We start from the raw sequence: 12,557 nt of genomic DNA, 5'->3' as shown, positions 1-12,557 counted from the left end.
GGAGCCATCGCAGCACAGGAGTACAGGAGTACCTCTCATGGACCGAACCGCCGCACCGCCGCAGATGGGGGCCTGACGTGACCACGGAGACGACTGTCGAGACCGGCGCGTGGATACGGCGCTTCCATCCCGCCCCGAAGGCCGGGCACCGCCTGGTGTGCTTCCCGCACGCGGGCGGCTCGGCCTCCTTCTACTTCCCGGTCTCCCGCACCCTCTCGCCGCACGTCGACGTGCTGGCGATCCAGTACCCGGGCCGGCAGGACCGGCGCCACGAACCGTGCGTCGACAGCATTGCCGGGCTCGCCGACGCGCTGGTGGACGAGATCCGCCCGTGGTGCGACCGGCCCGTGACGTTCTTCGGGCACAGCATGGGAGCGTCGCTGGCGTTCGAGGTGGCCTCCCGTCTGGAGGAGCGCGGCACCGTGCTGCACGGGCTGTTCGCCTCGGGCCGGCGCGCGCCGTCCACCACACGGGACGAGCGGGTGCACCTGAAGGACGACGACGGGCTGATCGCGGACATCACCCGGCTCAGCGGCACCGACACCCAGGTCCTCGGCGACCCCGAGATCCTGCGCATGATCCTGCCGGCCGTGCGCGCCGACTACCGGGCCGCGGAGACCTACCGCTGGACGGAGGGGCCGAGGCTGTCCTGCCCGGTCCTCGCCCTCACCGGGGACGACGACCCGCAGGTCACCCTCGACGAGGCGCGCGCGTGGGGCCACCACACCTCGGGCCCCTTCGACCTCCGGGTGTTCCCCGGCGGCCACTTCTACCTCAACAACCAGGCCGCCGAGGTGATCGCCGCCCTGCGGGACCACATGAGGTGAGACCACCGGGGGAGGAGCGGTCAGCCCCTCCCCCGGCCCCCCGAACCGCGAACCCAGGTCACGCCATCCCCCGTCCGTGACCTGGGTTTCGCATGTCCTGGTGCGGCCTGCGCTCAGGACACCGGGACCAGCGTCAGGTGCCGGGCGGCGCGACGCGGGCGGGGTGCCCCGGTGCGCGCCGGGAAGGTGTCCCGGCCCGGCCGGTCCGGTACGGCCGCCAGCGGACGCGGCGGACGAGGACGGGCCGGCCCATGGCTCCGCTCCCGCTCGACGACCTCCCGCAGGGCCACGGCGAACCGGTCCACGTCCTGCACGCTGTTGTCGCCGTGCACCGAGGCGCGCAGGGCCGTGGTGACCCCGCGTGCGGGCAGGAACAGCGGCGTCTGCTGTCCCACGGTCTTCCAGACCACGACGCCGCGCTCGGCGAGGCGCCGGCGCAGGAGTGCGGCGGGCACTTCGGCGTGCCGGAAGGCGAGCATGGCGGACTGGGCCCGCCCGGGGGCGATCAGTTCGGTGCCGGGTGCCTGCTCCACGGCGGCGCGCAGGGCGGGGCCGAGGTCCTGGTACGGGGCCGCCGCGGCGTGCTCGGCCAGGGCCGTGTTCAGCGCGGCGACGCGCGCGCCGTCCGGGGGAAGCAGGGGTACGACGCCGTACGGCGCCAGGGCCTGCCGCAGCTGTGGTGCCGCATAGGCGAATCCGACGGACTGCGGGCCCCGCAGGAACCTCCAGCCGTCCCCGGTGAGCAGCTGGCAGCCGATGCGGGTGACGTCCACGGGGAGCTGGCCGACGGCGTACGAGGCGTCGACGGCGTACAGGCCCCGGTACGGGGCGAGGATCCGCCCCACCTCCTCGACGGGGTTGATGATGCCGCAGCCCGAGGGCACGTACGGAACGCACACCAGGGCGACGTCGTCGCCGATGTGCTGTGCCATCCACTCCAGGTCCAGGTCGCCGTCGCCGCGCAGCGGTACGACGTCCAGCCGGCAGCGGGTGCGGTCGCGCAGGGCGAAGAGGGCGGTGAGGTTGGCGGCCGACTCGTAGGGAGTCGTCCAGACGCGGTCGCGGTGGCCGAGCGGCAGCCGCGACACAAGCGCGGCGAAGGCGTCGGCGGCGCCGGTGCACAGGACGGTGTCGCCGGGCGGTGCGCCCAGCAGCACGGCCAGTCGCTCGTGGATCTCCCGGTGGAGGACGTCTTCCAGGCGCTCCTCCAGCTCGTACGGCCCGTACCGGTCCTCGTGGCGCGTCCATTCGGTGAGGACCGCGCGTACGGCGGCGGACATGCGGCCCACACCGGCCGTGTTCAGGTGGACCCTTCGGTCACCGTGAGACGTCGCGTTCACTTCCGGGGCCTCCCCCCGTGACTGAGGCAATTTATTGCCGAATGGTTGGCAACACCTTGCCTGCACGCGGAGGGAGTTGGCAACATCGGGGGGCATCGGCTCAGGCGCGACTCAAGTCGGGGGCCGGCAGGCAAGGAAACCGGGGCCGTTTCCGGCTTGCTTCACGAGGAATTGCCAAGCGTTGCCAGAGCGTCTCCAGTTCTGCCAAGACGCGACGAATCGGCAGCTCAGAGCACATTTTTGGTGGCAACTAACCTGTCGAGGCGGGCCTCTTGGGGCGTTTCTGGCGGCCATCTTGAGCAGAAATCGACCAATTCCCGAGCAATTCCCGAGATCCTCTTGCCAATCTTCTTGGCAAGAGGTTGCCAAGCAACGAACACGGAATTGACACCGAGGAGCCCGCCATGAACCGCATCGCCCGGATCGCCACCGTCGCCGCCGCCGTCGCCGCCGCCGCCTTCTCCACCGCGGGTGTCGCCACGGCCGCCACCGGCATCGACTGGCCGGCCGCCCCGGCCACGACCGCCGCCGCCCGCCCGAGCATCGACTGGCCCGTCGCCCCCGCTACCACCGCCGCCGCCGCCAACACGGGCATCGACTGGCCGAAGACCGCCTCCGCCACGACCGCCGCCGCCCGCCCGAGCATCGACTGGCCCGTCGCCCCCACCGCCGCCGCCACCGCCAAGCCCGCCATCGACTGGCCGAAGACCGCCTCCGTCTGACAGGCCAGGGCCTTGGCGCCCGTCCCGTGACGCCCCCGCCGGCCGCCGTGCCGCCGCGGGGGCTTCGGCGTTCCGCGAGCCGGTGTCACCTCCGTCCCCGCTCCACCTCTCTTAGAGGTGCGGCTTCGATCCTGACCCGGACCAGCGCGGCCGCGGTGAAGGGGCGGATTCATGACGGAGGCGGAAAGAACATCGGTGGCCGGTGCTCTGCAGACGGTCCTCACCACCTGCGCGGTGGGGCGTTCCCGGGCGGTACTGATCGAGGGCCCGGCCGGCTGCGGCAAGAGCCACCTCCTGGACGCCGTGTCCGAACGGGCCGCAGCGGCCGGCGCGCTGGTCCTCACCGCCGCCGCCACCGAGCAGGAGCGCCGGGTACCCCTCGGCGTGCTGCGCCAACTGGTCTGCAGCGGCCCGGCGTTCGCCCTCGCCCGCACCGGAGCCGACGACGCCGTGCCGTCGGAGGAGGCGATGCGGGCGTTCCGCACGGAGTTGTGCGGCCTCGCCCTCGACGGGCCGGTGGTGCTGTGCCTGGACGACGTCCAGCACACCGACCCGCAGTCCCTGCACTGTCTGCGCCACCTGGTACGGCACCTCCGCCCGGCCCCGGTGCTGGTGGTCGCCACCGTCGCCGCCTACGCCGACCCCGCTCAGGAGCCGCTTTTCACACCGGAGTTGCTCCGGCTGCCGTACGTCCGCCGCATCCGGCTCGGCCTGCTCACCCCGCAGGAGACGGCACAGGCCGCCGCGACCCCGCCCCTGCGGTGGCCGGCCCCGGGCCGCCCCGGCCGTACTCCCGGCGAACTGCACTCCGTCACCGGAGGAAACCCGCTCCTGCTGCGTGCCCTGCTCCAGGAGGACGGCGTCAGCGCCGCCGTACCGCCCGGGGGGCCGACACCCGACGGCCCGTTCGCCGACGCCGTCCTCGCCTGCGTGCACCGCAGCGGACCGGGCGGCCGGGCGGTCGCCCGCGCGGTGGCGACGCTGGCCGGCCACGCCACCGAGCCGCTGGTCGACCGCATGCTGGACCTCCTCGGCACCGATCGCCCACCGCGGTCCCGGGGCACCGGCGGCGCGCCGGACGCGCTGCGTGCCTGCGGGGTGCTCGACGGCCTCCGGTTCCGGCACCCGTCCGTCGCCGCCGCCGTGCTCGCCGAGACCTCCCCGCGCGTCCGCGTGGACCTGCACCGGATGGCCGCCCGGGCACTGAGCGCGGCGGGTGCGCCGGCCGGGGTGGTGGCCGACCACCTGCTCGCCCCGCAGTCGGACGGCGTACGCGTCCCCGTGGGTCCCGAGGACTTCACCCTGCTCGTCCGGACGGCGGAGGCCCTGCTGGCGCCGCGCCCGTCCCTCGCGCACCCGACCCGGGCCACCCACCCGGCCGAGGCCCTCCCCGCGCCCCGGAGCACCCGCCGGCCCACCGGCCTCCCCCAGATCGCCATCCTCGCGATCCCTCGCACCACCCTGCGGAACGAAGCCCTGCCGGACGCCCCCCGCACCCCGCAGACCACCGCCCACATCCCCTGCCCGGCCGATTTCCCTCCTGCGGACGCCCCCTTCGTCCGTGCCGTCGCCGGCCGTCCCCGGACCGCGGAAGTCCCCGACGTGTCCCATGCCGCCGAAGACGCCGAGCGTCTCCTCGTCCTCGCGCACCACGTCTGCCCCGACGAGGCCGAGCGTGCCGGTGTCGCGCTGCGGTTCGCGCAGCTGGCCGCGCGCCGGCATCCGGAGGCGGCGGAGCAGCGGCTGACCGCGCTGGTCACGGGGCCCCGTTCGGCGCGCCCGGCCGGCTGGGACCCCTCGGCACCCGCCGCGATGCTGCTCGCCCAGGGCCGGGTCCCGGAGGCCGCCGCCCTGCTGCACCGGACGGGCGGCCCGGGTGCCGAGGGCCGTGCCCCCGGTTCGCCCCTCGAAGCGCTGCTCGACATCCGGTCCGCCGACTGCGAGACGCTGCTGCGGACGGTGCCGCTGACGGACGCCGCCTTCGCCCCGCTCGTCAACGCCGTGCGCGCGCTGTTGTGTTCGGACCGGCCCGAGCGGGCGGTCGTCGCGAGCGGACGGCTGCTCGCCCAGGCGGAACGGAGCGGAGCACCCGGCTGGCGCGCCGTCTGCGCGGACCTGCACGCGGAGGCTCTGCTGCGGGTGGGGGACGCCTCCGGAGCCCGTGAGCACGCGACGGCGGCGTTCGACGCGCTGCCGACGACCGGTGGCGGGACGTTCCACTACGGCCCGGCCGCCGTGCTCGTCCAGGCCTGCGTCGCGCTCGGCCGCCACGACGAGGCGGCCCGGCACGTCCGGTACCCGGTGACCCGTCAGGCGCTGACGAGCCTGTACGGCCTGCGCTATCTGCGGGCCCGCGGGCTGCACCAGTTGTCCCTGGGGCAGCCGCACCTCGCGCTCGCCGACTTCCGCAAGGCGGGCCGGGTGCTGCAGTCGTGGCGCGCGGACCGGCCGGCCCTGCTGGCGTGGCGCACGGACGCGGCGCAGGCGCTGCTGCGGACGGGCCGGCTCGGGCGGGCCCGGGCGCTGGCCGAGGAGCAGCTCGCCCTGCCGGACGCGACACACCCGTGGGTGCGGGGGATCTCGCTGCGTCTGCTGGCCGCGACGGGTGCCCCCGGTCGGCGCACCGCCCTGCTGCGCGAGTCCGTCGAACTGCTGCGGCGCTCGGGCGACCGGCTGGAGACCGCCCGCTCCCTGGCCGACCTAGGACACGCCCTGCACGCCGACGACCGCCCCTCGCAGGGGGCAGCCACCGTGCGGGCCGCGTGGAACCTGGCCCAGCAGATGGGTGCGGTGGGTCTGCGGGAGGAGCTGGTGCCCGGCTCCGGCCGTCCGGCCGCCGTGCTCACCACCGGCGACGTGCCGCTGACCGACGCCGAGCGGCGGGTGGCGGCGCTGGCGGCGGAGGGGCTGACCAACCGTGGTGTCGCGGCCCGGCTCGGGGTGACGGTCAGCACGGTCGAGCAGCATCTGACGCGCGTCTACCGCAAGCTGGGTGTCTCGGGCCGGGCGGAGCTGCCCGCGCGGCCGGCCTCCGCCGCGCCCGTGCACGGCTGACCACCGGGCGGCCCCGGCCGCCTGCCTTTCGCCCGAGCGGCTGTGGCGCGGAGGACCTCTCCTCCGCGCCACAGCCGCTTTTCGCATGCCGGGCACCCGGACCCCGTTGGCAACTCCTCGCCCCTCGTCCTGGCAACAATTCACCTCCGCCACCTGCGACTCCAGCACAGCTCGACCGTTCCGAGACACCCCTTCAAGACGGCATTGCCAGCATTCAGGCAACGTTTTGCCAAGCCGGAAGGCGCTGTCGTAAGGAGCGAGTGCTGATGTCCATCTCCGGCCTCATCGAGCAGCAGGTCCACGAGCGGCCCGACGCGATCGCGGTCGACTACCCCGAGCACACCGACGGCCGCGGCGGCCGCCTCACCTACCGGGAGCTGAGCCGCGCGGCCAACCGCCTCGCCGCTCACCTGCGCGCCCGCGGCATCGGCCACGGCGACCGCGTGCTGACCTCGCTGCGGCCGGGCCCGGAGATGGTCACCGCGTTCCTCGGCATCGTGCGGGCCGGCGCCGCCTACGTCCCGGTCGACCCGGCCAACCCGGCCGAACGGCGCCGGCTGATCGCGCGCGACAGCGCGGCCGCCGCGGTGCTGACCGAGGGCGCGGACGCCGCGGACTACGCCGGCCTGGACGCCGTGGTCGTCGCCCTGGACGCCGAGGCCCCCGAGATCGCCCGGCGCTCCGGCGCGCTGCCCGAGGAGACGGCCGGAGCGGACGACGCCGTCTACGTCTGCTACACCTCCGGCACCACCGGCACCCCCAAGGGCGTCGTCGTACCGCACCGGGCCGTGCTCGACTTCGTACAGTCCACCGACTACCTGCGGCTGACCCCCGCCGACGTGGTGGCCCAGGCCGCCAACCCGGCCTTCGACGCGGTCACCTTCGAGGTGTGGACGACACTCACCGCGGGCGCCCGGCTGGTCGGCCTCGCCAAGGACACCGTCACCGACCCGGGCCGCTTCCAGGACGCGGTCCGCGCCCACGGCATCTCCGTGATCTTCCTGACGACCGCCCTGTTCAACCTGCTCGCACGGGAGCGGCCGGCCGCCTTCGCGCCGCTTCGCACCGTCCTGTTCGGCGGCGAGGCCTGCGACCCGCGCCGGGTGCGCGAGGTGTTCGCGGCCGGCGCGCCCGAGCGGCTGCTGCACGTGTACGGGCCGACCGAGACCACCACCTTCGCCACCTGGCACCAGGTCGCCGAACCCGCCGAGGGCGACCGTACGATCCCGATCGGCCGCCCGATCGGCGCCACCACGGCCGTCGTCGTCGACGCCGACGACACCCCGGTCGCCCCGGGCGGCACCGGTGAACTCCTGCTCGGCGGGCCGGGCGTGGCCACCGGCTATCTGCACCGGCCCGAACTGACCGCGCAGCGTTTCGTCGCGGACCGCTTCACCGGCACCGGCGGCGCGCTGTACCGCACCGGCGACCTGGTGCGGCTGGGCGAGGACGGCGCGCTGGAGTTCGTCGGCCGGGCGGACGACCAGATCAAGCTGCGCGGCTTCCGTATCGAACTCGGCGAGATCGAGTCGGTACTGACCGCCCACCCGGCCGTGTCCGCCGCCGCGGTGTCCCTGCACGAGGGCGAGGACGGGGACAAGCGCCTGGTCGCACACGTCGTCCCGGCCGCCGAGGCCGCGGCGGCCGCCGAGGAGAACGCGCAGATCACCGAGTGGAAGGAGATCTACGAGGCGCTCTACGACGACGCCGCTGCCGCCGGACTGGGCGACAACTTCACCGGCTGGAACAGCAGTTACGACGCCCTGCCGATCCCGCTGGAGCACATGCGGGAGTGGCAGGACGCCACCCTCGACCGGATCCGCGAGCTGCCGCGCCGCCGGGTGCTGGAGATCGGGGTGGGCACCGGACTGCTGATGGCCCACCTCGCCCGCGACGAGGAGGTCCACGAGTACTGGGCCACCGACTTCTCCCCCGCTGTCATCGATGCGCTCACCGCGCAGGTGGAGGCCGACCCGGTCCTGAAGGAGAAGGTCCGGCTCGACTGCCGGGGCGCCGAGGACACCGGCGGCCTGTCCGCCGGCCGCTTCGACGCGATCGTCGTCAACTCGGTGATCCAGTACTTCCCCGGACCCGCCTACCTGCGCACCGTCATCGAGCGGGCCCTGCCGCTGCTCGCCCCGGGCGGCTCGATGCTCCTCGGCGACCTGCGCAACCTCGACCTCGCCCGCTGCTTCCAGACCGGCATCGCGCTGGCCCGGCCCGGCGCCGCCCAGGGCGACCGCGAGGCGCTGCGCCGCACCATCGACCAGCAGGTCGACCGGGAGACCGAACTGCTGCTCTCCCCCGCCCTGTTCGACACCCTCGCCCGGGAGCTGCCCGCCGTGCGGGCGGTCGACGTGCGTGCCAAGCGCGGCATCCACCACAACGAGCTGACCCGCTACCGCTACGAGGCGGTGCTCTCCACGGCCGAACCCGTCGCCGACCTCACCGCCGCGCCCGCCGTCCGCTGGGGGGAGCAGGTCTCCAGCGCCGCCGAGGTCGAGGACCGGCTGAGCGCGCGGCGGCCCGCGGTGCTGCGCCTGGCCGCGCTGCCCAACCGCCGGGTGCACGACGAGTACGCCGCCATGCAGTCCCTCTACGACCCCCGCGAGAGCCTCGACCTCGCGCCGCAGGACGCGCCCGCCCCCGACCCGGAGGCGCTGTGCGAGGCCGCCGAACGCCTCGGCTACCGGGCCCTGCCCACCTGGGGCGAGAGCCCCGAACTCCTCGACATCGTCTTCCTCGACCCCGAGCAGATCCCCGCCGGCCCGCTCACCGGCGTGTACGCGGCACCCGTCGTCGACGCGGCGGGCTGTGCCAACACCCCGACCGCCTTCGAGCGCACCGTCGACCTGGAAGTCGCCCTGCGCACCCACCTCCAGGAGCGCCTGCCGGACTACATGATCCCGTCCGCGCTGATGACCCTGGACGCCCTGCCGCTGAACGCCAACGGCAAGGTGGACCGCAAGGCCCTGCCTGCCCCGGCCTTCACCGCCGAGGGTCCCGGCACCGAGCCCGGCACGCCGATCCAGGAGATCGTCCGTGACCTGTTCGCCGAGGTGGTGGGCCTGCCCCGGCACAAGGTGCACGCCGACTCCGACTTCTTCCGCATCGGCGGCCACTCCCTGGCGGCGGCCCGGCTGCTGTCCAGGGCCCGCGAGACGCTGGGCGCCGACCCGGGCAGCCGGGCACTGTACGAGGCGCCGACCCCGGCCGCGTTCGCCGCGCTCGTCGGCGACGCCCCCGCCGTGGCGACCGGGCCGGGCGCCACGGCCGGCGACAGCGCGCAGTTCTCGCTGCGGCTGCGCGGTGCGCTGGACACCCGCGCCCTGCAGGCGGCCCTTGAGGACCTCGGCCGGCGCCACGAGGCGCTGCGCAACTCCCGGCTCGGCTCGGCCGGCACCCGGCTGCGCGCCCTCGCCGCCGACGACCACCTGCTGGAACTGGCCCTGCCCGCCGCCTCCGTCGACCAGTGGTCCCACCTGCCGCTGGCCGCCGAACTCGCCCGGGCCTACGGGGCGCGGGCCACCGGTGACACCCCGCACCGTTCCCCCGCCGGGCTGGACGCGGCCCCCCGCACCGTCTTCGGGGACGTCCCGGCCACCCCGCTGCCGGGCAGCACGCCGCAGGCCGGCCACGCCTGCCACGGCGCCCTGGAGACCCAGCTGGACGAGGAACTGCACGCCCGGCTCACCCGGTTCGCCGCCGAGCACGGCACCACCCTGTTCATGGTGGTGCACGCCGCGCTCGCCGCCCTGCTGACCCGGCTCGGCGCATCCGGCGAGGTCACCGTGGCCGCCCCGGTCCCCGCCCGGGACACCGCCGGGCTGCGCGAGGCCGTCGGCCCCTACGGCCGGATCCTGGCCCTCACGGTGGACACCTCCGGCGACCCTGCCTTCACCGAGCTGCTGCGCCGGGTCCGCGAACGGGACCTGGCCGCCTACCGGGACGGCGAGGCGGCCCTGGCGGCGCTGCCCGGCGGGGTCGCGCTGACCGTGCTCCAGAGTTGCGCGGGCCGGTTCGAGGCGGCCGGGCTGTCCGTGCAGGCCGAGCACTGCACGCCGCCGGCCCCGGCCGCCGACCTGGGGCTGACGCTGACGGAGCGGCAGAGCCCCGCGGGCGCCCCGGCAGGCATCACCGTCTCCGCCGTCTTCCGGCACGAGACGGTCGGCGAGACGGCCGCCGCCTCCCTCACCGGCCAGCTCACCGCCGTACTGCGGTCGGCCCTCGAGGCGCCCGCGACCCGGCTCAGCCGGCTGCGGCTGCTGCCCGGCGGCCCGGCCGCCGGCAGCGGGGTGTGGGCGGGTGCGCAGGTGCGGCTCGCGGAGCAGGACGTGGCCGCGCTGTTCGCGGCCCAGGTGGCGCGGGCCCCCGAGGCGCTCGCGCTGACCGGCCTCACCTACGCCGAACTCGACGCCCGTTCCGACCTCTTGGCGCACGCCCTCATCGAGCACAAGGCGGGCCCCGGCGGTTGCGTGCTCACCGCCCTGTCCTCGCCGGCCGGTTTCGCGGTGGCCGCGCTCGCCGTGGCGAAGACGGGTGCCGCGCTGCTGCCGGCCGACCCGTCGCTGGACCTCGCCGAGTCACTGCGCCCGGCGGTGCTGCTGCTCGACGAGACCGCCGACCTGCTGCTGCCCGCCGTGCCGGGCGCGGCCCGGCTGGTCCAGGACGGCGCCGCCGACCGGCTGCCGCCGGCCGGGCACTGGCCGGTGACCGACGCCGACCGGTCCCGGCCGCTGCGCGCCGGTGACCCGCTGCTGCTGGTGCCCGGCGAGGACGGCACGGTCGCGGTGGGCAGCGAGGCGGTCACCGCGGCGACGCTGGCCGCACCCGCCGACGCGGCTTGGCTGGTGCGCGGCTACCCGGACGGGGACGCGGCGATCGGGCTGCTGAGCGCCCTGGCCTGCGGCGCCCGCGTGCACGTGCCGGACGGCTCGCTCAGCCAGGACGTGCCGCACGAGGTGCTGGGCTGGCTGCGCCAGCAGGCGGCCCGGGTGGTGCTGGGCGGTTCCGACGACGTGCTGTGCGCGCTGGTGTCGCTCGCCCGGACCGAGGGCGCCGAACTGACCGTCAGCGGCGGCTGGGCCGAGGGCAGGCTCGTCGTGCAGCAGGCGCCCGGCACCCCGGCCCGGCCCGCCCCCGGCTACCGCGCCTACCTCCTCGACCCGCTGCTGCGGCCGGTGGCCCCGGGCGAGACCGGGTCCCTGTACATCGCGGGCGCGGGCGTCGCGCAGGGCTACGCCGGGGCGCCCGGGGCCAGCGGTGAACGGTTCCTGCCCGACCCCTTCGGCGGCCCCGACGGCACCACCGCCCGCATGTGGCGCACCGGCCGCGCCGCCCGCCTGGACGAGGACGGCAACCTGCGGGTGCTGGACGGCCCGGCCCACGACGACCCCTTCGCCGACGAGTTCGCCACCTTCGTCGTCGTCGCCGACGCCACCGGCCACCGTGCCCTGTGGCCCGCGACGGCCGTCGTCCCCGAGGGCTGGTACGAGACCCACGCCGAGGACATCTACGAGCTGTGCCTCGACCACATCAACGACCACCTCGGCGACCCCTTCTAGGCCGGCGGCCGTTCCCGCGAGCACCCCCACAAGCCACCGACGACGCGTTCTCCCGGAGGATCCCATGACCGCCACCGACGACCGCCACCACGTCCTGGACCTCACCCCCCGCGAGGCCCGCGCGGCGCACGCGCTGGCCGCGGCCTGCCTGAAGGAGTACAAGGCCGCGGACGACGCCCGGTTCCTGGACGAGGCGCCGGTCCTCGCGCACGAACTGCCGCCGGCCGTGCGCCGCCACCTGAACTCCGCACGCCGCGACGAGACCACCCATGTCACGCTGGTCCGCGGCAACCTCGTCGACCAGGCGGCGCTCGGCGCCACCCCCGGCCACTGGCGGGAGGCGAACACCGAGGCGAGCCAGGTCCACGGCGTGCTGCTCGTGCTGTACGCGGCGCTGCTGGGCGACGTCACCGGCTGGGCCACGCAGCAGGACGGGCGGCTGGTGACCGACATCCTGCCGAGCAAGGGTTTCGAGAAGAGCCTGATCTCCGCCTCCAGCGAGCTGGAGCTGGCCTGGCACACCGAGGACGCCTTCTCGCCGTACCGGGCGGACTGGGTGGGTCTGTTCGCGCTGCGCAACGAACGCCGGGTGCCGACGACCGTCGCCCACGTCGATGTGCACCGGCTGCCCGCCCGGATCCGCGCGGTGCTGTCGCAGCCGCGTTTCGTGGCCCTGCCCGACTCCGCGCACGAGTTCGCCGAGGGCGCCTTCGTCCCCGAACCGGTGCCCGTCCTGGAGGGCCATCCGGACCAGCCGGTACTCCGCATCGACCGGGACTTCTTCCGCGCCCGGGACGGCGATGCGGAGGCCGCCGAGGCCCTCGCCCACGTCATCGCCCACCTCGACGCCAACCTCACCGACGTGGTCGTCCCCACCGGCGGGATCTGCTTCGTCGACAACCGCAACGTGGTGCACGGCCGGCGCTCCTTCCGCGCCGGGTTCGACGGCGGCGACCGCTGGCTGAAGCGGGTCAACCTCGTCCGCGACCTGCGCCGCACCCGCCCCGGCCGGCTCGACGGATCCACCCGGGTCATCGGCTGAATCCCGCT

Annotated in this window: 6 protein-coding genes; 5 read left to right on the top strand and 1 reads right to left on the bottom strand. The window is 75.3% G+C overall.

What is annotated here, in order from left to right:
- Positions 1-77 precede the first annotated feature (77 nt).
- On the top strand, positions 78-827 hold the full coding sequence (locus OG956_RS39155; protein ID WP_330343120.1) for a thioesterase II family protein: 750 nt from the start codon (positions 78-80) through the stop codon (positions 825-827).
- Between the two features lie 113 nt (positions 828-940).
- Here the strand turns inward: OG956_RS39155 and OG956_RS39150 are convergent, their stop codons facing one another.
- Positions 941-2,167 carry an aminotransferase class V-fold PLP-dependent enzyme gene (locus OG956_RS39150; RefSeq protein ID WP_330343119.1) on the bottom strand — a complete coding sequence of 409 codons (1,227 nt, stop codon included), beginning with the start codon at positions 2,165-2,167 and terminating at the stop codon, positions 941-943.
- Positions 2,168-2,571: 404 nt separating this feature from the next.
- Between OG956_RS39150 and OG956_RS39145 the strand changes: the two genes are divergently transcribed.
- The 4 genes from OG956_RS39145 to OG956_RS39130 all read left to right on the top strand — a co-directional run bounded on the left by OG956_RS39145 (position 2,572) and on the right by OG956_RS39130 (position 12,549).
- Entirely contained in the window at positions 2,572-2,889 is a 318-nt protein-coding gene (locus OG956_RS39145) for a hypothetical protein (protein WP_330343118.1), read from the top strand.
- A gap of 171 nt (positions 2,890-3,060) precedes the next feature.
- Entirely contained in the window at positions 3,061-5,943 is a 2,883-nt protein-coding gene (locus OG956_RS39140; RefSeq protein ID WP_330343117.1) for a helix-turn-helix transcriptional regulator, read from the top strand.
- Between the two features lie 266 nt (positions 5,944-6,209).
- On the top strand, positions 6,210-11,507 hold the full coding sequence (locus OG956_RS39135; RefSeq protein ID WP_330343116.1) for an amino acid adenylation domain-containing protein: 5,298 nt from the start codon (positions 6,210-6,212) through the stop codon (positions 11,505-11,507).
- Between the two features lie 64 nt (positions 11,508-11,571).
- Positions 11,572-12,549, top strand: coding sequence for a TauD/TfdA family dioxygenase (locus OG956_RS39130; protein WP_330343115.1), 978 nt, complete (start codon positions 11,572-11,574; stop codon positions 12,547-12,549).
- The last annotated feature ends 8 nt before the right edge of the window (positions 12,550-12,557 follow it).

Source organism: Streptomyces sp. NBC_00557, from assembly GCF_036345995.1.
Lineage (GTDB): Bacteria > Actinomycetota > Actinomycetes > Streptomycetales > Streptomycetaceae > Streptomyces.
The sequence above is the reverse complement of the archived record's forward strand: the minus strand, read 5'-3'. Positions and strand labels throughout refer to the sequence as shown.

Excerpts from the sequence above, each read along its gene's own strand:
- OG956_RS39145 (WP_330343118.1), top strand. The coding sequence starts at position 2,572 with ATGAACCGCATCGCCCGGATCGCCACCGTCGCCGCCGCCGTCGCCGCC.
- OG956_RS39140 (WP_330343117.1), top strand. The coding sequence starts at position 3,061 with ATGACGGAGGCGGAAAGAACATCGGTGGCCGGTGCTCTGCAGACGGTC.
- OG956_RS39135 (WP_330343116.1), top strand. The coding sequence starts at position 6,210 with ATGTCCATCTCCGGCCTCATCGAGCAGCAGGTCCACGAGCGGCCCGAC.
- OG956_RS39130 (WP_330343115.1), top strand. The coding sequence starts at position 11,572 with ATGACCGCCACCGACGACCGCCACCACGTCCTGGACCTCACCCCCCGC.